At 61.7% G+C, this 25,006-nt stretch carries 23 protein-coding genes, 1 tRNA gene and 2 pseudogenes; 9 read left to right on the top strand and 17 right to left on the bottom strand.

Translation table 11 applies throughout. The features are described from left to right. Positions 1-170 precede the first annotated feature (170 nt). The 3 genes from FJ423_RS16680 (at position 171) to FJ423_RS16670 (ending at position 2,907) form a co-directional block, all read left to right on the top strand. Positions 171-1,121 carry an acetyl-CoA carboxylase carboxyltransferase subunit alpha gene (locus FJ423_RS16680; protein WP_140843171.1) on the top strand — a complete coding sequence of 317 codons (951 nt, stop codon included), beginning with the start codon at positions 171-173 and terminating at the stop codon, positions 1,119-1,121. Between the two features lie 220 nt (positions 1,122-1,341). Further along, complete coding sequence (locus FJ423_RS16675; protein WP_140843169.1) at positions 1,342-2,640, top strand: murein L,D-transpeptidase family protein; 1,299 nt, start codon at positions 1,342-1,344, stop codon at positions 2,638-2,640. 9 nt (positions 2,641-2,649) lie between these two features. After that, the gene (locus tag FJ423_RS16670) at positions 2,650-2,907 is read left to right on the top strand and encodes a sulfurtransferase TusA family protein (RefSeq protein WP_140843167.1); all 258 of its coding nucleotides are present in this window, start codon (positions 2,650-2,652) and stop codon (positions 2,905-2,907) included. Here the strand turns inward: FJ423_RS16670 and FJ423_RS16665 are convergent. Together FJ423_RS16665 and FJ423_RS16660 are read right to left on the bottom strand one after the other, a co-directional pair. Continuing rightward, positions 2,904-4,010, bottom strand: coding sequence for a GTP-binding protein (locus FJ423_RS16665; RefSeq protein WP_140843164.1), 1,107 nt, complete (start codon positions 4,008-4,010; stop codon positions 2,904-2,906). The two genes, FJ423_RS16670 and FJ423_RS16665, sit on opposite strands and share 4 nt — an antisense overlap. A gap of 8 nt (positions 4,011-4,018) precedes the next feature. Continuing rightward, the gene (locus tag FJ423_RS16660; RefSeq protein WP_140843162.1) at positions 4,019-5,185 is read right to left on the bottom strand and encodes a D-alanyl-D-alanine carboxypeptidase family protein; all 1,167 of its coding nucleotides are present in this window, start codon (positions 5,183-5,185) and stop codon (positions 4,019-4,021) included. A 221-nt stretch (positions 5,186-5,406) separates the two neighbouring features. Between FJ423_RS16660 and FJ423_RS16655 the strand changes: the two genes are divergently transcribed. Together FJ423_RS16655 and FJ423_RS16650 are read left to right on the top strand one after the other, a co-directional pair. Next, positions 5,407-6,570, top strand: coding sequence for a M20 aminoacylase family protein (locus FJ423_RS16655; protein ID WP_140843160.1), 1,164 nt, complete (start codon positions 5,407-5,409; stop codon positions 6,568-6,570). Between the two features lie 138 nt (positions 6,571-6,708). After that, positions 6,709-6,785, top strand: a tRNA-Arg gene (locus tag FJ423_RS16650). Between the two features lie 513 nt (positions 6,786-7,298). Here FJ423_RS16650 and FJ423_RS16645 read toward each other — a convergent pair. The 11 genes and pseudogenes from FJ423_RS16645 to FJ423_RS16595 form a co-directional block, all read right to left on the bottom strand. Further along, positions 7,299-7,826: pseudogene (locus FJ423_RS16645) on the bottom strand (IS630 family transposase); the annotation flags it as partial. A 39-nt stretch (positions 7,827-7,865) separates the two neighbouring features. Continuing rightward, entirely contained in the window at positions 7,866-9,605 is a 1,740-nt protein-coding gene (locus FJ423_RS16640; RefSeq protein WP_140843158.1) for a VirD2 family relaxase/mobilization nuclease, read from the bottom strand. Positions 9,606-9,852: 247 nt separating this feature from the next. Beyond that, entirely contained in the window at positions 9,853-10,560 is a 708-nt protein-coding gene (locus tag FJ423_RS16635; protein WP_246680179.1) for a lytic transglycosylase domain-containing protein, read from the bottom strand. A gap of 386 nt (positions 10,561-10,946) precedes the next feature. Next, complete coding sequence (locus FJ423_RS16630) at positions 10,947-11,273, bottom strand: DUF736 domain-containing protein (RefSeq protein ID WP_140843156.1); 327 nt, start codon at positions 11,271-11,273, stop codon at positions 10,947-10,949. Between the two features lie 33 nt (positions 11,274-11,306). Further along, positions 11,307-11,867, bottom strand: coding sequence for a S26 family signal peptidase (locus FJ423_RS16625; protein WP_140843154.1), 561 nt, complete (start codon positions 11,865-11,867; stop codon positions 11,307-11,309). Next, positions 11,864-12,328, bottom strand: a complete 465-nt coding sequence (locus FJ423_RS16620) for a DUF2840 domain-containing protein (RefSeq protein WP_140843152.1) — start codon at positions 12,326-12,328, stop codon at positions 11,864-11,866. Before FJ423_RS16620 ends, FJ423_RS16625 begins: the two co-directional genes overlap by 4 nt. Before the next feature lie 307 nt (positions 12,329-12,635). Beyond that, the gene (locus FJ423_RS16615) at positions 12,636-13,502 is read right to left on the bottom strand and encodes a replication initiator protein A (RefSeq protein WP_246680178.1); all 867 of its coding nucleotides are present in this window, start codon (positions 13,500-13,502) and stop codon (positions 12,636-12,638) included. A gap of 23 nt (positions 13,503-13,525) precedes the next feature. Then, positions 13,526-13,807 (bottom strand): helix-turn-helix domain-containing protein, encoded by a 282-nt coding sequence (locus FJ423_RS16610; RefSeq protein ID WP_140843148.1) that lies wholly within the window; start codon positions 13,805-13,807, stop codon positions 13,526-13,528. Positions 13,808-13,920: 113 nt separating this feature from the next. Beyond that, positions 13,921-14,457: a DUF2285 domain-containing protein gene (locus tag FJ423_RS16605; protein ID WP_140843146.1), complete on the bottom strand. Its 537-nt coding sequence runs from the start codon at positions 14,455-14,457 to the stop codon at positions 13,921-13,923. 70 nt (positions 14,458-14,527) lie between these two features. Continuing rightward, complete coding sequence (locus FJ423_RS16600) at positions 14,528-14,737, bottom strand: DUF6499 domain-containing protein (protein ID WP_140843144.1); 210 nt, start codon at positions 14,735-14,737, stop codon at positions 14,528-14,530. A gap of 130 nt (positions 14,738-14,867) precedes the next feature. After that, complete coding sequence (locus FJ423_RS16595; RefSeq protein ID WP_140843182.1) at positions 14,868-15,146, bottom strand: DUF2285 domain-containing protein; 279 nt, start codon at positions 15,144-15,146, stop codon at positions 14,868-14,870. A 185-nt stretch (positions 15,147-15,331) separates the two neighbouring features. Between FJ423_RS16595 and FJ423_RS16590 the strand changes: the two genes are divergently transcribed. Continuing rightward, entirely contained in the window at positions 15,332-15,592 is a 261-nt protein-coding gene (locus FJ423_RS16590; protein ID WP_140843142.1) for a helix-turn-helix transcriptional regulator, read from the top strand. Positions 15,593-15,790: 198 nt separating this feature from the next. On the opposite strand, the gene FJ423_RS16585 is transcribed toward FJ423_RS16590, so the two are convergent. Further along, a complete protein-coding gene (locus FJ423_RS16585) occupies positions 15,791-17,002 on the bottom strand; it encodes a DUF932 domain-containing protein (RefSeq protein WP_140843140.1) in 1,212 nt (403 codons plus the stop codon). A gap of 421 nt (positions 17,003-17,423) precedes the next feature. Here FJ423_RS16585 and FJ423_RS16580 point away from each other — a divergent pair, with 421 nt between their 5' ends. Further along, complete coding sequence (locus FJ423_RS16580) at positions 17,424-17,957, top strand: MucR family transcriptional regulator (protein WP_140843138.1); 534 nt, start codon at positions 17,424-17,426, stop codon at positions 17,955-17,957. Between the two features lie 99 nt (positions 17,958-18,056). Here FJ423_RS16580 and FJ423_RS16575 read toward each other — a convergent pair whose 3' ends face one another. After that, positions 18,057-18,368 carry a DUF736 domain-containing protein gene (locus FJ423_RS16575; RefSeq protein ID WP_140843136.1) on the bottom strand — a complete coding sequence of 104 codons (312 nt, stop codon included), beginning with the start codon at positions 18,366-18,368 and terminating at the stop codon, positions 18,057-18,059. A gap of 721 nt (positions 18,369-19,089) precedes the next feature. Next, positions 19,090-19,980 carry a MurR/RpiR family transcriptional regulator gene (locus FJ423_RS16570; protein ID WP_140843134.1) on the bottom strand — a complete coding sequence of 297 codons (891 nt, stop codon included), beginning with the start codon at positions 19,978-19,980 and terminating at the stop codon, positions 19,090-19,092. Positions 19,981-20,449: 469 nt separating this feature from the next. Between FJ423_RS16570 and FJ423_RS34805 the strand changes: the two genes are divergently transcribed. Further along, complete coding sequence (locus FJ423_RS34805; RefSeq protein WP_140843132.1) at positions 20,450-21,223, top strand: serine hydrolase domain-containing protein; 774 nt, start codon at positions 20,450-20,452, stop codon at positions 21,221-21,223. After that, positions 21,139-21,840: pseudogene (locus tag FJ423_RS34800) on the top strand (serine hydrolase); the annotation flags it as partial. The gene FJ423_RS34805 and the pseudogene FJ423_RS34800, both read left to right, overlap by 85 nt. 510 nt (positions 21,841-22,350) lie before the next feature. On the opposite strand, the gene FJ423_RS16555 reads toward FJ423_RS34800, so the two are convergent. Continuing rightward, entirely contained in the window at positions 22,351-24,480 is a 2,130-nt protein-coding gene (locus FJ423_RS16555) for a ParB/RepB/Spo0J family partition protein (RefSeq protein ID WP_140843128.1), read from the bottom strand. Positions 24,481-25,006: the final 526 nt, after the last annotated feature.

The raw sequence follows: 25,006 nt of genomic DNA, 5'->3' as shown, positions 1-25,006 counted from the left end.
GATCTACACCCATGTGCTGGAGGAGCGGCTGGTGCGGCTGGTCAACGATCATCACCCGCTTGCCGACTAGGCCTCATATCGCTATGTGAGGGCGACGTTCCACCGCCCGGAGCCGGCATTTCAGCGGTTCCGCCAGCCATTTGCCTTCCGACGGATCGGTCCGCTCAAGCATGTACAACTACCTCGACTTTGAAAAGCCGGTGCAGGATCTGGAGCTCAAGATCCTTGAGCTGAAGAAGCTTGCCGAGAACGGCGAGGCGGTCGATGTCGGCGAAGAGATCAGCAGGCTGGAAAAGCGCTCGCGCGACGCTTTGCGCGACCTCTACAAGGCGCTCACGCCTTGGCAGAAGGTGCAGGTCGCGCGCCATCCCGACCGCCCGCATTGTGTCGACTACATCAAAGGGCTGTTCACCGATTTCACGCCTTTGGCCGGCGACCGCAATTTCGGTGACGACCAGGCGATCGTCGGCGGCTTCGCGCGTTTTCGCGGCGAGCCGGTAGCGATCATCGGCCAGGAAAAGGGCTCGGACACCGCAAGCCGTATCAAGCACAATTTCGGCTCGGTCCGGCCGGAAGGCTATCGCAAGGCGGTGCGCCTGATGGAATTGGCCGACCGCTTCCAGATCCCGCTTTTGACGCTGGTAGACACCGCCGGCGCCTATCCCGGCGTCGGCGCCGAGGAGCGCGGCCAGGCCGAAGCGATCGCGCGTTCGACCTCGGCCTGTCTTTCGCTGAAGGTGCCGTCGATCTCGGTGGTCATCGGCGAAGGCGGCTCCGGCGGCGCCATCGCGATCGCCACCGCCAATCGCGTCTATATGCTGGAGCATGCCATCTACTCGGTGATCTCGCCCGAAGGCGCGGCCTCGATCCTGTGGCGCGACACCACGCGCTCGAAGGACGCGGCGACCAACATGAAGATCACCGCGCAGGATCTTCTCGAGATGAAGATCATCGACGCCATCATTCCCGAGCCGATGGGCGGCGCCCAGCGCGCGCCGGAAACGGTGATTGCCTCGACCGGCGACCTCATCGCCAGGACGATGAAGGATTTCGCCGGCGCCAACACCGATTTCCGCGAGCAGCGCCGCGAGAAATACCTGGCGATGGGCCGCAGCCTCTGACCTCTCAAGTCCGGCAAGACGTTCAACTGTGGCCGGAATAAGCAATTCCGCCACAAAAATGCCTCCGGATTCGGCTCAATGGAAATCGCCGTGAGGGGTTTGCCAAAGCTTGCGGTAAGGAATTTTCAAGGTTAACGGGCTTACGGTCCACTGGTGTTCAGCCTTTGGGCCTGGCCATGCCGACAGCCGTTGGCCCGAGAGAAGAGACGTAGCCGTATCGATGTTTGCCAAGCTTGCCCGCACCGGAATCCTGATCGCCGCTATCGGCATCGCCGGCTGCAATGATTCGTCGATGAAGGACTTCGCGCCCGAGGCCAACAAGCCGTTGCCCGATAAGATCCTCGCCGACATGAGGGCCAAGGGCATGGTACGCACCTCCTCGGTGATGGCGCGCATCTTCAAGGAGGAGGGCAAGCTCGAGATCTGGAAGGCCAAGACCAATGGCCGTTACGATCTTGTCGCCACCTACGACATCTGCAAATGGTCGGGAAAGCTCGGCCCCAAATACACCGAGGGCGACCGCCAGGCGCCGGAAGGTTTCTACACGGTGCGTCCCTCGCAGATGAATCCGCGCTCAAGCTACCATCTGTCCTTCAACATTGGCTTTCCCAACGCCTATGACCGCGCTAATGGCCGCACCGGCCAGAACCTGATGGTTCATGGCGCCTGCTCGTCGTCCGGCTGCTATTCGATGACCGATGCCCAGATTGAGCAGATCTATGCCTTCGGCCGCGACGCCTTCCAGGGCGGCCAGACCGAGTTCCAGATCCAGGCCTTTCCGTTCCGCATGACCGCCGCCAACATGGCGCGCTACCGCAACGACCCGAACTACGAGTTCTGGAAGATGCTGAAGGTCGGCTACGACAACTTCGAGATCACCAAGGTGCCGCCGAAGGTCGACGTCTGCGAGAAGCGCTACGTCTTCAACCAGGTGGCGCCGGAAGGCACGACCTTCGACCCGACCGGCCCCTGCCCCGCGACCATGCAGCCTGACTCGTTGAAAACGGCCTACGCCGACTACGAGAAGCGTTATGACGTGGCCTTCAAAGCAGCCGTCAATTCCAGCACGCCGCCGCCGAAGCCGACGATTGCCGGCATCAAGGAAGCGAGCATCGTTTCCGACTGGTCGAAGCGCCGCGCCCGCGGCGAGCGCGTGCCGATCGACCCGCCGTCGATGAACGCCGACGGCTCGGTGACGGAAACGACCCGCATGGGCCGCATCGATTCCCCGCTCGGCCGCAAGATGGCGGCAGCCGACGCGGAAAAGGAAGCCAAGCGCAAGGCCGAAGAGCAGCGCCTGGCCGCGATCGAGGCGGCCAAGGCCGCCAAGGCACAGGCAAGGGCGCAGGCGCTGGCCGAGAAGGAGGCCGCCAAGCAGGCGGCGCAGCAGCCGGTCGTCACCGCTGGCGTCGAAGACGCGCCCGCCCAGCCGGCGCAGGAAACGCAGGCCGCCGCCGACGCCGACCAGGGCACCGTGTCGAAGCTGAAGAAGAAGCTTCTCGGCATGTTCGGCGGCTGAGACTTCCGCTTGGCAAAGCCGCCCGCCATCTACGATCTCAAGGGACTGAACTGTCCGTTGCCGGTGCTGAAGGCCCGCAAGCGGCTGGCCGCGATGCGACCCGGCGCCCGGCTGTGGCTCGAAACCACCGATCCGCTGGCGGTGATCGACATCCCGGCCTTCTGCGCCGATGCCGGCCACCAGCTGCTCGAGACGACGGCCGTCACTGGCGGCCACCGTTTCCTGGTCGAGCGCGGCAACGCGGCTGACCTGCTTGCTTCAGCTTAAAGCCCGGCAATCGCGAGCGGATTGGCTTCCAGCGCTGCGCGGTCCGGCGTGTCGATCGACGGCTTGTTGGTGAAGGCCGCGAACAGCCGCTGGATATAGTCCTGAGGCATGTCGAGCGTGATCAGCACCAGCCTGGTTCCGCGCTGGCCGTCGGGCCAGGCTGGCAGTCTCGCCGGCGGATGCAGGATCTTCTGCACGCCGTGGATGACCAGCGGCCGCGAGGGATCCTCCGCGAGTTCGATGACGCCCTTCATGCGCAGGAGTTTCTCGCCATGCGTCGAGCGCAGGAGGTCGAGGAACATCTCGATCGCCGAGAACGGCACCGGGCCGTCATGGACAAGCGAGTGCGAGCGCACGCGCGTGTCGTGGCGATGCTCATGATGGTGGTGGCGATCATGGTCGCCGTCATGGTGGTGATGGTCGTGATCATGGTCGTGCGCCGCCTCTTCGCCAAGCCAGCGCCGCACGTCGGCGGACTTGGTTTCAGGATCATAGAGGCCACAATTGAACAGCGCCGCTGCGCCGGCCTCCTCGACATCGAGCACGACGGCGCCCGGATTGATCTGTTTGAGCCTTGCCCGCAACGCCTCGACTGCGGCCGCGTCCACAAGGTCGGTCTTGGTCAGCACGACGCGGTCGGCCACCGCGGCCTGTTTCACCGCCTCGACATGGGCGTCCAGCGTCGCCTCGCCGTTGACGGCGTCGACCAGCGTGATGACGCCGTCAAGCCGGAACGCCTGCACCAGCGCCGGATGCGCCATGATCGACTGCAGCACCGGTGCCGGATCGGCCAAGCCCGTCGTCTCGACGACGACACGGGCCAATTTCGCGATACGGCCGGTCTGCAGCCGGTCGACCAGATCGGCGAGCGTATCGACCAGGTCGCCGCGTACCGTGCAGCAGAGGCAGCCGTCGGAAAGCTGGATGATGCCGTCAGAAGCCTGCTCCACCAGCAGATGGTCGATCGCCACCTCGCCGAACTCGTTGATGATCACCGCCGTATCGGCAAGCGCCGGATCCTTGAGCAGCCGATTGAGCAACGTCGTCTTGCCGGCGCCGAGAAAGCCGGTGAGCACCGAAACAGGGATGGGAAAGCCGCTCATTGGTTTGCCTAGTTGGCAGCTTTGACGGGCTGGTCGCCCTGCGCTCCGGCAGCGGCGGTCGCCAGCGGCTCGGCGCCGGGCGGCGCCGGCCTGTCCGGCCGCCAGACCGGCAGCGGCACATCGGCATAGTTCTGATCGGTCTGGTCGACGAAGGCCTTCGGCGCGGGTCCCGTTGCGCCGCCGAGGCCGACTGCGATGAGCGTGGGATGGGCGAGCTTCACCTGATAGGGCGATTTCGGTTTATTCTTGGCGGCAACCTCGGGCGCCGCCTCCGATTGCTCCGCCTTCGGCTTTTTCGCGCAGATCTCGTCATGCATGTCGTTGGGTGACAGCGTGTCGCCATAGGGCTTGAGAGCGGCCAGCGTGGTCGAACCCGCCGCCGGTTTATCAAAACCCTGGTCGAGCAGCTTTGCCGCCGCTTCGGCGCGGCTGATCGCCGATTTCTCGCCAAGCACCACGGCGACCAGCGTGCGCCCGTTGCGCGTCGCCGAGCCGATCATGTTGAAGCCGGACGGGCAGACGAAGCCGGTCTTCATACCGTCGGCGCCCGGATAGCGGCCGATCAGGAGATTGTAGTTCGGGAGCGCCTTCTTGCCGACGGCAAGGCCTTCGATCGAGAACCACGGGGCATATTGCGGAAAATCATTGCGCAACGCCGTCACCAGCACGGCAAGGTCGCGCGCGGTCGTATACTGTTCCGGCGAATAGAGCCCGTTCGGGTTGACGAAATGCGTGCCCACCATGCCGAGCCGGGCCGCCTCGGCGTTCATGCGATCGGCGAACGCGGCCTGCGACCCGCCGATATTCTCGCCGACTGCCATGGCTATGTCGTTGGCCGACTTGACCAGCATCATCTTCAGCGCATTGTCGAGCCGCATCACCGAACCCGGCTTGAAGCCCATCTTGCTCGGCGGCTCGCCGGCCGAGTGCTTCGTCACCTTGATCGGCGAATCGAGCGCCACCTCGCCGGCCTGGATCGCGCGGAAGGCGACATAGGCCGTCATCAGCTTGCTGAGCGAGGCCGGATACCAACGCTTGAACGCGTCCTGGTGCTCCAGCACAGTGCCGCTCTTGAGGTCGAAAAGCACGACCGGATTGGCGCGCGCCGTGCCGGCAAGCACCGGAAGCGCCAGCGCGCCTGCCAGCAACAGGTTGAGGAAATGCCTTTGCCGCATGATCAAATCCGAAATCGCCTCTTGCCGTGATTGCCGCTGGCTCCGTAAGATTTCGTTACCCATCGCCAGCATAATGCGACCCGGCCCTCGACCCCGGGCCGCATTGTTGCGGTGCTATTTACCCTATGTGACGCCAAAATGGCAAAGTGCCATATATTCACAATTGCTGAGCAGTGGCTCTGAACCCGACTGCCGCCAGTCAACCAAGAGATGGACCGACCATGCCGATTCTGAACCGCGCCGCGCAAATGCAGGAAGAAGTTGCCGGCTGGCGACGACATCTGCACCAGACACCGGAGCTGAATTTCGACGTTTTCCAGACTGCCGGTTTCGTCACCGAGAAGCTGACGGCCTTCGGCTGCGACGAAGTGGTGACGGGACTGGGCAAGACCGGCGTCGTCGGCATCATCCGCGGCCGCAAGGGCGATGGCCCGACCATCGGGCTGCGCGCCGACATGGACGCGCTGCCGATCGACGAGATCACCGGCAAGCCGTGGGCCTCGACCGTGCGCGGCAAGATGCATGCCTGCGGCCATGACGGCCACACCGCCATGCTCTTGGGCGCCGCCAAATATCTGGCCGAGACGCGCAATTTCGCCGGCACCGTGGCGGTGATCTTCCAGCCAGCAGAGGAAGGCGGCGGCGGCGGCAACGAAATGGTCAAGGACGGCATGATGGAGCGCTTCGACATCGAAAAAGTGTTCGGCATGCACAATATGCCGGGCCTGCCGGTCGGCCAGTTCGCCATCAAGCCGGGCCCGATCATGGCCGCGACCGCCGAATTCACCATCACCGTCAAGGGCCGCGGCGGCCATGCCGCGATGCCGCACGGCACGATCGACCCGATCGTCATCGCCAGCCAGTTGGTCGGCGCGCTGCAAACCATTGCCTCGCGCAACACCGATCCGGTCGAATCCGTGGTGGTGTCGGTGACGAAGTTCCACGCCGGCGACGCCTATAACGTCATCCCCGAAAGCGCCGAGATCGCCGGCACCGTGCGCACGCTGAAGAAAGAAGTGGCCAAGAAATCGGAAGAGCGCATTCGCGCACTCTGCGCCGGGCTCGCCTCCGCCTTCGGCGCCACCATCGAGGTCGATTACGACGCCAATTACCCTGTCACCTTCAACCATGCCGAGGAAACCGTGTTTGCGGGCGACATCGCCGCCGACATCGCCGGCGACAGCCACGTTCACCGCGCCATCCAGCCGGTGATGGGCGGCGAGGATTTTTCCTATATGCTGGAAGCCCGCCCCGGCGCCTTCATCTTCATCGGCAACGGCGACTCCGCCGGCCTGCATCACCCGGCCTACGACTTCAACGACGAGGTCATCCCGCACGGCATGAGCTATTGGGTGAAGCTGGCCGAGACCGCGCTCGCCACCTGAGCGCACGCAGGCGAAGGCGGCGAGCGTCCTGCCAAAACGGCTTGGCCCGCCCGGCCCGCCGAGATGAGTTACAGCCCAAGGGGAGGACAGCATGCCTCTTGGCGAACCGGCCCGAAGCGTTTATGTGTCGGGCCGCGTGGTCCCGTAGCTCAGTAGGATAGAGCGGCAGATTCCTAATCTGTAGGTCACAGGTTCGATTCCTGTCGGGATCACCAACGTTTTCAGGAGTTTAGCAAATTGCCGCCGTACTTTTTAGTGAATTAGTACGGCAATTAGTACGGCGTTTTTGATGGGCAGTCCGCAGCGCTGATGTGTATTCGTGGGATGTCGCATTGTCTTGGGGGGGCAGGTGAACCACCGAAACCGACATTCACTAATCATGGCGATTGCGAACACCGAGCCGCGTTCCGCAGAAAAACATGGTGGGCCCGAGGATGTATGGAAAACGAGCTTGATCAACCAGTTAGAACGCGGTGGGACCACGCAGCATTCAAATCTGTTCCGATGCTTTTCAATTGTTGTCCCACTCAAAACGATTGATTCGCCGGGGCGACCAAATGCGCCTCGCTGAAGGCGTCCCGCATGGCGGGGCGGGAAGCGCCTGCAGTGTTTTGCGTGAAGGTGGCGCTAGCGCCAGAGACGGACATTTACGTCGACCGTGCTGATGCCGTGAGTGGGGCCGACAGCAGAACGGCGGCTCCCAGGCGAGATGATAAAGCGTGTCGCGATTAATTGGCCTCATATCCGGCAGCTTTGAAGAAGTTTCTGCATTCGGCTGGCTCGAACAAATTGCAGATATCGCCGAGAGCCTGGCAGAGCGCGTCGAAGGTTCTGGCTGCCTTCTTTCGCAGCCGCGCCTTGAGTTTTGAGTAGGCCATCTCGATCGGGTTGAGATCAGGTGAGTATGGCGGCAGGAACAGCATCCAGGCGCCCCTTTGGCGAACCAGTTGCGCGGCGCGTTCGTTCTTGTGGAAGCCGCCATTGTCGAGAATGACGACATCGCCGGGTGACAGTTCGGGGGCAAGTTGGGTCTCGACGTAGTGTTCGAAGATGGCGGCATTCATCGGTGCGTTGACGATCCACGGCGCGACCAAACCATGGCATCGCAGCCCGGCAATGAAGGTCTGCGTCTGCCATTTGCCGAATGGCGCATGCGTCCTGAAGCGCTCGCCCTTCGGCGCCCAGCCGGTGCGTTTGGTCAGCTTGGTGTTGGTCGACGTCTCATCAATGAAGATCAGCCGCGCCAAAGCCTTGTTAGACATGGCCGCGCTCCTTTCTTCATAACGAGGACGGGATCACAAGCCGAGCCCGCGTTTGCGGCCAAAACTCCAGTCGATGCCACCATCCTTGCGCGTCACGCCGGAGACATGCTGGCCGAGCTGCTTTTCCAGTGACGGCGACCAGGGCACGAGCTGGAAGCCGAGCCCGTCGTCGATCATGGCGAAGCGACCTGAGGCGAGCGCGAAACGCTGGCGGTAGTTCCCGGCCACATGTTCGCCGCTCGCGTATTGGTTGAAGGATCGTCCGGTCTCGCCGGCGAGCTTTTCGCCCAGCGCCTCGATCTCGCGCCTGCGCAGGGTGTCGATCAGGTTTCGGGTGAAAATCACGCTGCCGCCCTGCCGTTCGGCAAAACCTTGTTCGACCAGGTGCTCGGCGCGGCGGTTCATGGCCGCGCGCACCTCGGTGCCGAAGCCGCCTCCGCCGAGAGCCACCGGCTCGCGCGCGATCGCCTGACGGTCGAGCCAGGTGGCCCCGGTCGCGGTGACCTGCCGTTCGATGTCGAGGTCGGAGCGGATCGCAAGTGCCACCCGGCGGCGACCCTGCGCATCGTCGAATTTGCGAAGCTCGACAAGCGAGCCTGGTGCGCTGTCGCCGGCGGCTTCGAGGTCGGGCAGCCTGATGTGATGGGTGCGTCCGTCCGTGCCGTCGACGACGGCATAGGCCGTACCCTTCAACTCATCGTCGAGGCCGCGATCGACCAGGCGGCCGACGATGGTCTCATCCAGACTTTCGCCAGCCAACACATAGTTCGCTGCCCCGCGCTCGATTCCGCGTTCTGTCAGGCCGCGATGGATGCGCTTGATGATATCGCCGCGCTCGCCGAGTTCGCGCAGCGTCGCTTCGGCATTCTCCGAAATGACCCATTGGCCGGGGCCGACCTGATCGGCGAGGCCGAGGGTTTCTAGTTTGTGGAGCCGCCCGACTTTCATCGCATGGAACTGGTCTGGCTGGCGATCGGGACGCGGCGCCATGTCGATGACGCCGGTGCGATAGCCGTCGCGCGCAAGCTGGCGGTCGAGAGTGGTCCAGCGTTCCGCTTCGATCTGCCGTTCGAGATTGCGACGGATCTCGTGATCGGTGCGCGGCCCCAGTTCCTGCGTGATGAGATCCTGCGCCCGGTCGCGCATTCCTTGCCTGATATAGTCGCGAGAGATGACGAGGTCCTGGCCGTCGTCGGTCCGTCCGCGCAGGATGATATGGACATGCGGGTTGTCCGTGTTCCAGTGAGCGACGCCGACCCAGTCAAGCCTGGTGCCGAGGTCCTTCTCTACCTGGCCCATCAGCTCGCGGGTGAATGTCTTGAGGTCGCCCATCTCCACCGCGTCCTCGGGCGAGACGATGAAGCGGAAGTGATGCCGGTCATCCTTGCAGCGCTCGGCAAAGTCTTTGCGATCGGCATTGTCGGCCTCAGGCCCGAACAGTCGCGCCTTCTCCCCGTCATGGGTCACGCCCTCGCGGCGGAGATAATTGAGGTGCGCGGATAGCGGTGCCGATCGAGCCGACTGCCGGACCACGCGAGACTTGATGATGGTAATCCGGGAGTGACTGGTCAGCAGGCGGTTGGCTTGCACGCTGGCGCGCTGGCCTCGGCCGAAGCGCGAGTGGTTGCCGGATGTAATCCTGCCGGATCGGGAAACGTGGCCGCCGGCCTTCTGGGCCACGGCGAGCGCCTGGACGATGAAGGGCCTGGACTGCTGGGCGCTAGTCGAGCGGATGCGGCCCGGCCGGATGCGTAAATCGTCCCCGCTTTTCATCGCAGCACCGCCGCACATCGCATCAAGCTATGGAAATCATTGTCGAAGCCACGAAGCCGCGATGTGCGCCGATGTTGCGCACATCGCGCAATCGGCTTGTAAGCCGCTGAAAAACCACGACCGCCATCAGCCGCACCTCGCGGCCTTTTATCTCGCCATCCCTCCCCGACTTCCCCGGTGACCTGCCCTCCCGCCGCCAAACCCGCGACGGAACAGGCCAGCGTGCGATTTGCGACAAATCCGGTGATCATCGCGATGCACCGAGAGGTCGGGGGATGAAGAGGTTGTTCGCAGCCGGCTTTGGCATGGGATAAGAACCCTCGGACGCAGTAGCCGGAGTCGGTTCAAGCGCCGTCAGATCGTTCACCGCAGTGTCGATCCGAGACGGCATGTCGGCTGAACGAATTTCCGCGAATACAGTCTGGTCGATGCGATCGACGCCTCCGCTGCCGCGCGAAACGGCTTCATTCATCGCAGTAGCGCCGCGGTCAAAAAGCTGCGGCCGATCTGCGCTCGACTTGCTTCTCAGTCCCCGCGAGTGGGGCCGAATCTCGACGGCTCCGTTGATCAGCGGCATAATCTTCGAGACGTAGTCGATCGTCTCCCGGGGTAGCGGCCGCCCCTTGGAAAGATGCTTCTCAAAGCGTTGTGGGCCGGCATTATAGGCGGCGAGAAACCCCTTCGAACCGAACCGATCAAGCATCTCGCGGAGATAGGCCGCTCCGGCCAGGATGTTGTCACGGGGCGCGAATGGATCTTTGCCGAGATTGTGTTTGATGCGCAGCTCTTCCCACGTGGTGGGCATGACCTGCATCAAGCCCATTGCGCCTTCGGACGAGACGGCGCGGACATCCCCGCCGCTCTCGACATGCATCACGGCGCGGATCAAGCGCTCGGGAAGGTCAAAACGTTTGGCAGCCTCGCAGACGTAACCGGACCAGTCGCCGTTCGTCACGATCGCTGCCCAGGCGCAAGGTTTTAGCATCGCTCGCGGCGGTAATTCCGCTGCGTCGACGGCAGAGCCAAGCATAAGCAACGTGCATACCGAGAGCATCGCAATGCACCGGCGAACGGTAACGCGCGCACCACCGTCCCAACACGCCGACAGCCTGCCGCCGTGCTCGCTTCCGTCAAGGGCAAGGCTTCGCCGGCCGGACCTACTCCCCATAGGTGGCAGCGCAAGCAGCGCATGGATCGATGGAGAAGCGCCCGGCCGCCCTTGACCTCCGCTGCACGCGACGGCCGCCTGATCGGCGATCGGGTCGAAGGGTTTGACCGGCGCCCGATCGATCAAAGGGTTTGCCTGGGCAAGATCGGTGACGCGCGATCGACGCATCAAACTCAGGCTCGTTCTTCGCGCTTGGAGGACCGGGTCCAATGCAGGTTCCAGACGTCCTTTTCGGTGGCAACCTGGAACAGGTTGGCGCGGATTGGCCCGGTGAAGGCCGGATCGTCGATGAGCACCGAGAGGTAGGCGCCAGCCTTCTCACTGGTGCGATCCCACGCCGCGCCGATTTCGACGCCGTCGCAGTAGATGCGGTGTTCCGGCGCGTTCTCGGCGTCCGATTTCTCCGCGGGCAGGATGCAAAGCTTGGCATCGATCGTGAGCGTGCAGATGTTGCCGAAGTAGCCGTCATCGTTGCGGGTGAAGATGCCGATTTGTGCCATGCCATTGTCCTCTCGTTGCAAGTGAGTGAGCTGTCAGAAACCGTGGGGAACCGGTTCGCCGAAGGCATCCGGTGCCGGAGATGTGCGATCCGTGGTCAATATGGGGACCGCGCGGCCGACGACGGTGGTGTCTGGAAGCGGGCCGAAATAGCGGCTGTCAAAACTGTCGGCGGCACCCCAGTTCATGAGGAACACTTCGCCGTCGACAAGCATACGGCAGCCCTTCCAGATGGGTAGCGGTCGACCTCTACTGTCGCGCTCACGCGCATATCCATAGGTCCTGCCATGCGCGACGATAGCCGTCCCTTGGCCGCAGACGGACTCACCACCAAGTGCCAGAACGTGCTTCAGGAGCGGTATGCCGCGCGGCAGATATCCGCGGTCTGCAAGGAAGCCGGCCAGCGGTTCGGGCGGCACCACGACTGCAAGATCGCCGACACCTAGCGCGCGACCTGGCTCGGTGCGATAGAGCCCAATCGGAGCGCTGGCCGACGCGTTCCAGATCAACCATGGAGGATGTCTGCTTAAGGCCGGGGCGACGGCAAGCGTCGCGCCGGCGAGCATTCCCACAAAGATCTTGTCGCGCGCATTCATGGTTCGATCCTGCGACGCAGCAGCCACGCTTCATGCCGCCGCCGTGTGTACGGCCGAGGATTCTCACGTGCGGAGAAGCGGCTGTGGACGTGACGCCAGTACTCCGGCGAGGCGTCGACGGGATCGATTCCAATTGCCTCAATAGCGTCGATGACCTGCAGCACCCGCTCGACGTTCGGCCATCCGACGACGGTCAGCAGGATATCGGCGCCAGGCCGCACATAAGCGACGGTCGAGCACCGCTTGCCGGCACCGACGGCGCGCAGAATGTCAATGCGCGAGGCGATGGTGCCGAAATCGTTGGCTGTCCAGCGGACGAACGCGAAGATGCCGCCAGGCGCGAATGCGACGACGCGGCGGCTTTTGTCGATGATCCTGTTCTCGACGGTCTTGCCGAAGCGGATGTAGTTCTCTATCCGGTTCTTCAGCCAGAGCAGTTCGACATGCGTGAGGTCGCTCATGCTGCCCTCCGTCCCAGTAAGTAGCCGGGCGAATTGGCGGCTGATGTCTTGAAGTGATGCGGTATGCCGACGAGCCGGCAATCGATCTCACTGCATGCGCACAGACGACGCCATTGCAGGAGTCTTCCACAGTCTTCCAGAACCGCGCGTCCCGTTAGAAAGAATCCGAAGGATTCGACGTTAGATAAGTTAGAGGCGCGGATTGGTCTTTCGGTTCCGTGGGTTGGGCACTGATCGGGTTCCTGAAATGACGAGGATCGGGTTCCCGAAATCCCGTGTCGCCGGGTTCCTGAAATGACGAGTTGATTCACAGCTTGTCCTCCGCCGCCCTGGCCTTGCCGAAGCGGTTGAAAGGGTCGGGATGGCAGGCCTTGAAGGTGAGCAGAGGTTCGCCGGCCTGTGTCACACCAAGCGCGAGCCGATAGCCCGGCAAGGATTGCCGGCGAACGATGCCGCGAACCTCGAATGCGAAGCGCTTATAGGCAGACAGGCTGCCGGATTTTACGTGGAGATGGCGCAGGTCGAACGACCAGCCATGCGCCTGTCGGCCGCCATGCTTGCGGACTAGGCGATAGAGCCAACGCTCGATGCCGCCGGTCAGGTCGAAATAGGCACGGTCGATGGTGAGCACGAAGGCGTCGACCATGATGCCGGCATAGAACCAGTCAGGCAGGACAAGCTCGATCCCAAGCGGTCGAGCGCGATGGTCGGCCCGTTCCTTCCATTCGTTGATCCATGAGAAGCGGTGCATGCGCCGCTCGGTGGGCTGGCGGATCGAGGTAGCGACTGTGGTCGACTGGAGTCGGTCGAGCGCCCCCTTCAGCAGCAGGTACTCACGGGCGGACGTGCCGCGACCGATGAAAGTCAGGATTTCGTGTGGCGTCGCTGCCATCATACGCGAGGTCCGCAGTCCCTTGTCACGGGCATCGACGATCTGGGAGGAGGCCCAGATAAGGATGTCGGCATCCCATATCGTCGCCATTCCGTGCTCGACGGTCGCCTCGACACGAATGGCAATTTCACCCATGCGGAAATCGATCGGTCTGATGCGGCGCGATTTGGCCAGCGAGAAGAATGGCCAGGCCATCAGGTCCTGGGCATCGCGCAGTGCCATTGTGCCGGAGCGCGCATGAAACAGCGCGATCGGCTCCAGGTTTGTGGGTGGTGGCCGCATGTCCATATCCGCAGCTGGAAGTCTCAGCGCGACTTGCCGGCATAGGCCGGCGCGCGTGCCGCATGCGGCTTGGCCGGTGGAACGTACGTGACGTTGGTGTCGCTGGTCGACGTGCGCGCGCCGAGCTCGATCCAGGCGTGCAGGTCATCGATGTCGTAAAGGACGCGGCCGCCGACTTTGCGATATTTGGGACCGGTGCCGTAGGTCCGGTGCTTTTCCAGTGTACGGGCGCAGAGACCGACGACGGGTGCGGCCTCCTTGGTCCGTAGGTATTTTTGGGGCGCGTCCGCGGGACCCTTCGACATTGTTCGATCTCCATTCGGTTCTGCTGTCGTCCTGGCCTGCCGGGACGCGCGAAACGGACGATGGCCGAATTGAGAAAAAGGGAGGGAGGGCAAAGATCGGGGAATCGTTTTTGCTACCCCTTGCCGAAATATCGGCAGTCGGGTTTTCGGTTGCGACTTTGGGGATAGAGGAGAAGGTCGCGATACCCGCCCGCGACCAGACGATCCGCGCGTCGCAGGATCGCTCGCACCTTGTGGCGAAGATGATGGTCGCGCCAGTCGCGCGCAGCTATGGGATCGCGGGACAGCAACTCTTCCGCGATCCGACGGTAGGCCGCCTTCGCTCGCCTCGCATCATGGGCGCGCAGATTGAGGATGTGCCTCAGCTTCGTCTGTTGCGGCAGGGCACCATAGAGGACGCCGGGCGGTCGGCCGTTCAGCGCGCGCCAGAACCTACGGGCTGCGTCGAGCCGCGTTTCGAAATTCTCGTCGAGCGGCAGCACAATGGCATCGATGCCGTGTGCGCTGTCTGGCGTATCGACAAGGATGGGGTGCTTTTCGGACGCGCTTGGCCACATGACGTGACGTTGCTCCGTCTCGGCCCAGGTATGGGCCGTGCTGAGTTCAGTAAGTCGAACGGCCGGCCGCGACGAGCCCCCGGAAACTGCCAACTTCGTCGCGCGAAGAACCCGGGGCGAGGCCTGTTCTGTCCAGACGATGTGTTTGGGTGATAGACGCTCGTCAGCAGAGATTGTGAAATCGCGCACCCCAACGAGCGGCGAAGTCGGGTGAGCCGGCGAGGCTTCCCGACGTCATTGCCGATGACGCCAGCTGGTCGCATTCGGCAACGAAATCATCGTTCCGGATCAGATACTCGGCGGCGAATTCGTCGGCTTCATAACCGCGCATGTGCTCGTATTCCGCCGGATCAGTCCAATCGCTGCGCGACATGACAACGGTCCTCAGGCCCGCGCAGGGTCGCAAGCTTCGCAATCAGCTTCCGAGACGACAGTTCGCTTGGGTAGTCAGAGAGTCGGCAAACCGCTTTGCTGAATCAGCACAGCTGGAGGTTCGACAGTGCCTAGTGTGGTGCACCGCCTGCCAGGAGATACCTATAGCCGTTGGTGGTCATCCATCGAGCGCGAGCGAGATGCGTTTCCCATGCCCGAAACGCCCGTTCGGGCTCTTTAGCGGGATCGATATGTAGAACTATCCTGGCAACTTCCCGCCAGTCGGCATCGTCGGCTGCGGCATCGAGAAGGCGGATGTACGTGAGGAGACGCTCCTCGTCGTAGCCGGTCAGGATGGAGGCGTCTGGCGCAACGTCGGCGACATCGGGATCGAGCAGAGGTTTAAGCATGGCAACCTGGTATGCCGACACATTCTTCGGTGTGCTGCCAAATCTTGATTTGGACATCTGCTGGCGACACGGACATTCACCTCAAAGAACTCACAACTGATCCATGCTCGGATCAGATTATCAGATTTTCTGGTTATCCGGATTTCCATTTAATTGATCTGCCGGCTTCGTCAAGGACCGGCAACATGCAAAAGACGCTTCGATCGCCAAGACATGTGCGTCTTGTCCAACTGATCGTCGATAAGCGAAAGGAAGCCGGCATGAGCCAGGCTGATTTGGCGAAAGCGATTAACAGATATCAATCGGTTGTGGCGGCTATCGAATCCGGTGGTCGACGAATAGACGTTGTCGAATTCCTCGATCTGGCTGAAACGATCGGCTTCGATCCGCACGAGATATTGAGTGAGGTCGTCGCGGTTCGAAACGCGAAGTCAAAGCATCGCTAACATATCGAATTGTCGCGGCTGACGATCGAAAGTCGCGTGCCGCCAATTTGAGCGCAGTCGTATCGCGAGCCGGGCACAGCCCGGCGAGCGGCGGCCGCCCACCAGGCGCGGCCGCCGCCGTCGAACCGGATGGCGGATGGGCTGAAAATTCCGGCATGAAGCTGCGCGGCCGAATTTCGGCCGCGCAATGTCGAACGGTCAGATCGCCTTTTCCAGCAACGCCTTCGCCTTTCCTTCAAGTTCAAGGCGACTGTCCTGATGAGACTTGGTGCGGGCATGCGCAGTCATGCCCTGCACGAAATCGAAGATGCTTTCGGGTGGCCTGCCTTCCTCTTGTAAGACTGCTTCGATGATCTTGCCGGTTTCGGCCTTGGAGAAACCGCGCCTGCGCAAAAAGCTTTCGCGGTCGTCATCGCTACGGGCGACGATCTTCTCGCGTGCGGCTTTGATGCCGGTGATGAATGGCGCCGGTGAGGAGTTGGCGAAAGTCGTCAACGCAGGGGCCGCCTCATGGGCAAAACGCTGGGCGGCAAACTTCGAATGCCGGATGCTGATTTCTTCAAAACCTTCAACACCCCAAAGGTTACGGTTCATGCAGACCGCGCGAAGGTAGAAAGACGCGATGCCGAGGGTTTTTGATCCGACTTCCGAATTCCAGCAGTAGAACCCGCGAAAATACAAATCCGGCTCTCCGTTCGGCAGGCGCCCCGCTTCGATGGGGCGGGTGTCGTCCACCAGAAACAGGAACACGTCGCGGTCGCTGGCGTAAAGCGTGGTGGTGTCCTTTGTGATGTCGACAAGGGGATTATGCATCATGGTTGCCCAGTCCAGCGTTCCCGGCACCTTCCACATGGTGTCGCCGGTGCCGTTGCCTGCGATTTTCATGACCGCTGCGACAAGTTCATGATCCCATATGCGGCCATAGTCCGGGCCGGTGACGGCGCGAAGCTCGACGCGTCCGTCCTCTGCCTCCAGGGTTTTTACAAGCTCGGCGCGATGGGAAAGCAGGCCGTGCTGCAGATTGATGCCAGCCAGCGGCGCTGGAAGCTGGCGCATGTAGGTTGCGGGTGCACCGACAAGGCTGCACAACTGGCCGAAGCTCCAATGTGTGGGCGCAATCGGCTGGTCCTGTCCGGGAACAATGAGCGAAAGCCTTTCCGCATTTTCGCGCCTTGCCTCAACCCTTACTGCCCGGCTCTCGACGGTCCGGGCGGTGGCGCGGTCGGCACGCTTCCGCACGGCGTCGTAGAGGTCGGTAAGGGACAGATAGCGCTCATCGTCGGGGCGCGAAAACCATTCCGACGAAACGCGACCGACGCGCTCGCCGCGCGAGATGTCAACGCGAAAGCCGCTGGCAACAGACTGCAGTTGGCCGTTGTTGGTGCCGCTGGTGTTCGTGATGATGTTCATTGATCTCACTCCTTTTTCGTCAAAGCCGAAGGCATGTCCCCCGGCATGCCTTCCGGGGGCGCGTGAGCGCGCGGGAGTGATGGGGGCCAATGCGGTCGCGCGGAGCCGGGCTGCGCGGTCGAGCGAAGCGGATGGATTGATTTAAGAGTTGTGTGATCAGTCAGCCGCTTTGCGAGCCGGCGGTCCTGCTCTGCAACATACGTCATTGGCGGGGAAGCGAGGGAAAGTCCCCACGCTTCCCTGAAGGCTATGGGCAAGGTTCGTCCGCTGCCGATCCGAACAAGGGAAGCGAAGCGCACGGCCTTGAAATCTCACAGTGCGGCGATCAATGTTGCGAGACTAACGATTTGTTTTCTTGTTTGCCGAAGAAGACCTTTTCGCTAATACGTTTGCCTATCGGATGACCAAGAGGAAAAGATTCATGACCGTTTCAAACGAGCAGCAGGACAAAGCTGATTTCGTCTCCATCGCTGCTGATATCGTCGCTGCCTATGTGTCGAACAACCCGGTGCCGGTCGCGGAACTGCCAAAGCTGATCGGCGACATTCATGCTGCGTTGCAGGGGATCGGAACGCCTGCGACCGAACCCGTGGTGAAACCAGAACCAGCCGTATCGATCCGGAAGTCGGTGACGCCGGACTACATCATCTGTCTGGAGGACGGAAAAAAGTTCAAATCCCTCAAGCGACACCTCAACGTGCACTACAAGCTCAGCCCTGAAGAATACCGGCAGAAGTGGAGCCTGCCTGCCGACTATCCGATGGTGGCGCCGAACTACACTGCCACCCGTTCGGCGCTGGCGAAGGCGATCGGGCTCGGCCGCAAGGCAGCAGAGCCCGCGCCGGCGGTGACGCCCAAAGCGAAACGGACTGCTCGTGTGGCCGCCGCGGCGACCAAACCGTTGGCCGCGAAGTCGCCGGCCAAGAAACCGCGCAAAATTGCTGCCAAGGCCTAGCCTGCTCAATCGAACTAACTATCCTTTGGGCGGTGGCGGATCTGAACATGGCGAAGCCCCGTCCGCCGGACGGGGCTTCTCTTTTGCTTCGTGCCGATTTTACTCGGCGGCGCGGCGAGACCAGATGAGGGAGAACTCGCCCTGCGTTTCGGTCTCGACCAGGCTCGCATAGATCGGAGCGGGGAAGCTGGGATCGTCGAGCTTGACGGAGTGGTAGTCGCGTCCCTCGCGCGAGGTCTTCTTCCATGCTGCCCCGAACTCGGTGGCGCCGGCGAAGATGCGGAAGTCGGGCCCCTTTTCATTGTCGCCGTCGGCCGGAGAGAACGTTACCGTCTTGACGTTGAGGTTGAGGGTCTTGACCGAGCCGGAGAAGCCGTTAGCGGTGCGGGAGAATGTGCCGATCGTTGCCATTGTGGTGGTTCCTTCTGTTTTCTCGGGCCGCGCCCATCGCGGCCTCGATGGTGGTCGTGAGGCCGGAGACGATCGGTCTGCATCCCGAAGGGGCTGAAACGAAGTGAAAGACGGCGGCGCGAGGCTTTCTTGGACCGCGAGGAATGGACGCGCAGCGACCAGGGGAAAAAAACGCAGCGACGTCGTTGCGGGAAGACGATCGAGACTGAGCGCAGCGAAGGTGGTCTTCGGTCAGACCAAATCCATTCGAGGACGCAGCGGGCGCTGTCGAACGGATAAAAGACCGGAGCGGGCATACTCGCAGCGACCATCCGCATTTTGACGCACGCCGTGGGCTGCCTCTTTGGTCGATGAGCCTGGCTTCAACGTGAAGGCGCGACGGATCACCAACCCCGGGCGAACCGGAAGGCGAGACTTCCATCGGCTTCTTTGCGTTATTGCGCTCGGAGCGGCGCGAAGAAAGCCTTCCGCCATTTGAGAGAGTCGCAACTGGTGGGCTGTCAAGCAGTTCAACCAAGTAACTGCCCGCATGCGATTCGATACGAAGAGAATGGCACAGCAAGCGCCAAGCCGGGCTCTTTTGCCGGTTTCGGTGGCCACGCTATAACCTCAGGTGTCGCCATCGCGAGGTACAAGCATCAGGCTTTGCGCTCTGCGGCGTGATATGCCCGCCCTATCGTCTGCAACGGGTAAAAGAGTCGAGGAGAACGCACCTACGAATCTAAGGCTTGCCAGCCTTGCGCATGGCCGGGCTGCCGACATGTCCAGTATAAGACTGATAGAGCTCGGATAGGCGCTCCAGCCGTTTTTCCACCGTCTGGCCGAGGCTCCCGATCACGTCGTTGACAAGAAGATTGACTGCACAGCTCAGGGATACCGGCGAACTCCAGAACAACTCGACCTCCGTGGATACCGCGATGACGTGGCTGGTAAACTTGCGAATCCAGTCGCAGAACTTGTCTGTGATCATAACTAGGGGGATACCTTCGCGGCTTGCCCGTGCGGCCAAATCGTAGGTCTGCTCTGAGTATCGTCGCACATCGAAGAGTACGAGGCAGTGGCTTTCGGATTCGGTCGCGAATATCTCGTGGTAGTTACCTGCCGATGTGTCGACGAGGCTGACGCCGTCACGCGCGTATTGCAACAGATTTGCCAGCATCGCCGCGACGCCTCGTTCCGTTTGAAAGCCAACGACATGCACGCGGTGGCTATGCGCCAGCAACGCGACGATCTGCTTCCAGTTTTCGCTCTCCGCCATCGCATAGACCTCAATAATTCCGGCCAGTTCCAGTTCGAGGCTGCGCTTAGTGCGATTGCCCTTGCCCTCCCCTTTCGTCTCCACGAATTCGGTCACCTGATCGCCGACCAGCCAAGGCACACCTGACATTGTCGTTTGCAACCCCGCCTTGAGATCCTTGAAGTGGCGATATCCCATCTTGCGCGAGAAGCGGCCAACGGTGATTGAGCTTACCTGCAGCTTGGCCGCGATCGAATTTGCGGTCTCGAATGCAATTCCGCCGCGATTGGTCAGGATGAAATTGGCAATCATCCGTTCGGCCTGCGTGAAGCCTTCAAGATTGTCCTCAAGCCGCCGCAACAGATCATGGGACATATCACCTCCACCTTGCACGAATTGGTTCTCCGCAGTTTTCGACGGCCGCCACACTAGGATAGCGCGCCCGTCGATGCCAGCACGGCCATTTCCGTCCTTTGCGAACGCGCCTGCGGCATAATGCTACTTAATTGACAAACAGTCATCATGTGACATAATCCTGTCTTGTTGATGCGGGCAAAATCTGCGGCAACGATTAGAGACCGCAAAGAATAGGGAGAATTCCAGCCGGCCGCGAGGAGAACCCATGAACAGGGACAGCTGTATTGGGTGATCGGATCCAGTCTAGCTTTCACGCTATATTGTCTGCGAGGAAGATCCGTGCTTTTGAGATGCAATCGAGTGCTGCGCGCCGCCTATTGCGCAGGCACGAGTGATTTTTGAAAAATGAGCGGAGCATCAAAGGGCGGTCATCGACTGTTCTCTCTCCTTATTGAAACACAACCAGCGAGAATGAGGTACGAGGAAAATGTTTAAGCTGACCGCATCAATATGCGCATTCGCGATGCTTTGCGCCACCGCCCCGGCGATTTCTGCCCCCAATCTCGACACGTTCAGAAAAGAGCTCGACACGTTCGTGGAAACTCAAATGCACACCCAGAAGGTACCTGGGGTCGCGATCGCCGTGCTGCGCAACGGCAAGACTGTCGTCGCGAAAGGTTATGGCTGGGCGAATGTCGAGCTTGACGTCCCAGTGACGACCGAAACCATGTTCCAGTCGGGCTCGGTCGGCAAGATGTTCACCGCTGCGGCCGTCATGACGGCGGTCGAGCAGGGCAAGATGGACCTCAACGATTCGGTAAGCAAATATCTGCCTGACGCGCCCGCCAGTTGGCGCCCGATCACCATTCGGCAATTGCTCACCCACACGTCAGGCCTCCCCAATGCGGGCGCGGATTTCGATCTAAGGCGTGACTACACCGACGACGAGCTTGTTAAGACGTTCTATCCCATGACGCTTGATTTCCAGCCAGGCGCACGCTGGAGCTATAGCAACACCGGCTATCAGTTACTGGGCATTCTTGTGAAGAAAGCAACCGGCCAGTCCTATCTCGACATCCTCAACACGCAAGTGTTCAAGCCGCTGGGCATGAAGACCGCGCGCGCCGTCAACGACGCCGACATCGTGCCCAATCGCTCGGCCGGGTATCAGCTCGTCGATGGGGAGCTGAAGAACCAGGACTGGGTTTCGATGTTCAATCCTACGGGGACGGCTCGCTGTATTTGTCGCTCGACGACATGATCGCATGGGCTCGCGGCGTGGAGAAACGGGCGGCGCTGAGCAGCAACAGCTGGAAGCAGATCTACACCCCTGTGCGACTTAATAGTGGAAAGCCTTATCCCTATGGGTTTGGCTGGTTTCTCGACGAGGCTGGCGGCCATCCACGGTATTACCATAGTGGCAGCTGGCAAGGTTTCAGAACCTTCTACTCGCGCTACCTCGGCGATGACCTCTCGGTAATCCTGCTAGCCAATTCGGCGGATGCCAACACCTACGCCCTTGTCGATGGAATCGCGGCGCTGTGGGATCCCACCCTCACCGCGCCGGGACCGCGCCCCTCACCAGACCCCGAAGCAGATCGTAGCGTGACCGCCCTGATCGAAGCCGCACGCGCCGGTACGCTGCGCCATCAGGACGTCCCTCTTGCCAGCCCGGCAGCGCTTGAGGAGTCGAACCAGTATTTCATGCCGTTGCTGAAGAGGCTTGGCCCCTTGACCAAGCTCGAACTCACCGACCGTCGCGAGGCCGGCGATGACACGGTCTTTTCCTACGCGGCGACCTTTGGTGCACGTACCATCAAAGTGAGTTTCGCGCGCGGACCAGGAGAGCAAGTGTCAAACTTCTCGATTGACGACTAGACGAGAGCGATGAAGGCAGCCATCGTGGGCGAGCTCGCGCCATCAACGAGCGCGCCCACGGGGCCTGTCTCAGTGTGGATTGAAGGTCTTCGCCTCGCCCTCAACCACGTGTGGGGTAAGCCACACAGACCAATGTCACTTCGCCGGTCGCTATCGACAGCCACGGCGACCACAGCTGTGGCTCGCTCCCGGCGCGTCATTGGGGCGTCACCATCACCTTCTCCCTCGGATTCGACGACTTTATCGCGGCGGCGCTCGTGGGTGGGACCGAGAGCGTGATGATAGCAGGCGTAGCTATCGACCTAATAACTGTTGCATTCAACTGGCCACTTAGTGCCCGGTTAGCGTTGTCGTCGCCTGCTTACGATGATGTTGCTGACGGTACTCAAATCTGATTGCTGCGATTCGTGGTGTCTTGCAGTCGAGGTCCCCGGTCGCGCCTTGGCGCGGCCGGAAAATTCTCTGACGGAACGGAGGCCGGAGCCGCTTGGCGGCTCCGGCTGTTGCGGCTCATTCGGCCGCGACGTTGAAGGGTTCGCCTTCCTCGGCCAGGGCGCTGCTTTGAGCGAGCGTCGAGTTCGCCGTGCCCGGCGGAGCGGCTTCCGGCTCCAGTACGGCAACGTCCGCCCATCTGACGGCTGAGCCTCCCTCATCCGGCCGTTCGGCGAACACCGCAGGTTCCTGGGTCCGCAGGACCGCAGGCAGCCATCCCGTTCCGGCGAGCAACTGCTCGGCGGCTTCGGCCATGGCTTGTTTCTTCAACGCCGACAGCCTCTCGACCGCTTCTTCACTGACAGCTTCGCGCACGGCATCGAGGATATGCGCCTTGGTCACGCGACCGAGATAGGTGCGTACGGTCGGGGCCCAATGCGCCGTCATGTCGAGACTGATTGCCGTCGCCAGCCTGTCCACCGTTTCGTGGGCACGGGGCTTGCGCTCCCAAGGCTGCTTTACGGCGTTGACAGTCAGCGAAGCGCAATGCGCGAACAGCGCCATGACGCAGGCATGGTCGAGCGAGGCGATGAAGCCCCACAGGTCGGCCAAATCGCGCGGCATGTCCGCCGCCCATGCCGTATGACGATCCGCCAGCGCCTTGCCTGCGGCAGTGTCCTCGATGCCGTCCGCGTGACCGGCGAGATAGGCGCTCGTCGGGCGGATTTCGAGGCAGAGGGCCTCAGCACCCTGATAGAAGGTCTGCGCTGCAAGCGTATGGGTCACCGCGAAAAGGGCGATGTCTGGCTGTTCGCCAAGCGCAAGGCGAAGCCCAAGCGTGCGATGGGCTGTCAGATCACGCACGAGAAGGTCCGACAGCGACTTGCCTTCCTCGTCCGCTTCTTCGTCGCTCCCACCATCGGCGTCCGAACCGTTGCCGGCTTCGATGATCTCGCCATCATCGTTGACTGTATAGCCTTCACCATCCGCTTGCGTTTCCGCTTCTGGCTCCGCTTGCTCGTCCTCGGCGCGGATGAAGCCACGTTCGATGCGAGCCGTTCCGTCATGGGAAAGCACGACGAATACGCCGCCGCGCGAAACAACATCAGGATCGTAGGCGTGACGCCGAGCGTCGATGCGCTCGATCTCGGCCTCAAGCTCGCCGAAACGCTGATTGACATCGTCCGGCAGTTCCTCGGCGCTATCCCATTCCTCGGCGAGCCTGTTGAACGCGTCGGATGCCGTCGCATAGGCGGCTTTATCTTCCTCCGACAAATCCACCGGCTGTGGGTACGTGCGGCGCAGGCCGTTGGCATGTGGATAGTCAATATGGACATCCGCCCACTTCCAGCCTTCGGACTGTCTGACGGCTTCAGCAATGCCCTGCAACTTCTCGATTACCAAGCGGTCGAGCAAAGCGGCGTCTTCATAGAAGCCGCCGCGATCCTCGGTGAACAGGTCACGCAGGATAGCGCCGCCAGCGCCCATGTAGGCTTGCGCGCCGATGAAGATGGCGCGGCGATCGTTCGCTGCAATATGTGTGCGTGTCAGCTCGCGGCGGATGATGTAGGGATCACGATTGTAGGTGAGGTTTTCAAAAACCCGCTCCTGCCGCGTGTGATCCTCGGTGATGGCAAAGGCCATCAATTGATCGAGCGTTAGCCCCTCTCCTCGATAAACCTGCATCAGCTTGGGGCTGACCGCGCCAAGCCGCAGAAGCTGCCGCACGACATGCGCGGTAATGCCGAAGCGGGCGGCGATTTCCTCCGCACCCCATCCCTTCTTCTCGTGAAGATCGCGGAACGCTTCGAATTGATCGGCAGGGTGCATCGCCTCGCGGGTGATATTCTCGTCCAAGCTGATCTCGTGCGCATCGTTGATCGTATCGATGACACAGCGGATCGGCTCTGTTTTCTTGATCTGCTTGCGCTTCACGCGCAGCAACTGCGCCAGCCTGCGGCCTTCGCCGATGCTGACGAAGTAGAAGCCGGTTTCTCCGCCCTCCCTGTCAAGCTCCGGCTCCACCACAAGGTTTTGTAGGATGCCCTTGGCGGCGATGCTCGCCGCATAGGCTTCGATGATCGCTTCGCTGTGCGGTGTCTTGCGCGCATTGCGAGGGGACTTTTTCAACTTGTTCAACGGAATGAAAACCTCCGTGCCGCTCTCACTGGCAGTTTCGATGGTCGCATTCGTTTCATTAGTCGTCATGGTTCTGGTCCTTTCCCGTTACATGCCGAAGGCATGCCCTTCGGCATGCCTTCCGGGGGCGCGTGAGCGCGCGGCAGAGAGGGGGGCGAATGCCGGCGAGCGGAGCTGGGCTGCGCGTCGAGCGGGGCGGATCGGATCAGTTCACTTGGCGATGAACATGCGCCTTGCGAGTAAGCGGCCCCGCTCTGTGCAGGTGGCAATCGCGGGGGAGAGATGGCCAAGACCATCTCTGCCCTCGTATGAGGCTGTCGCCCTCTGTTGCCAATGGCTCTGCCGTATCGGATTTCATTTGTGCAGCGACGGCGGAATGCCCGGCTTTCCTTAAGGAAAAAACGCAGCCGTAGGAGCGTCAGCATAGCGGCGCCGCAGGCGCGACGCGGGACCGACTGCAATGACGAGACCGGTTAAGAGGGTAGCCGAAGGAGCGTCAGCATAGCGCCGCCGCAGGCGGGACGCGGGGCCGACTACCCCCGGCGAGGAGTGCGGTTCGAAATACGCGAGGTGCTGCCTGCAACCCCGAGGTCAA

It is taken from the genome of Mesorhizobium sp. B2-8-9 (assembly GCF_006439475.1).
GTDB lineage: Bacteria > Pseudomonadota > Alphaproteobacteria > Rhizobiales > Rhizobiaceae > Mesorhizobium.
Note: the sequence above shows the minus strand (reverse complement) of the source record. Positions and strands in the feature narration are given on the sequence as shown.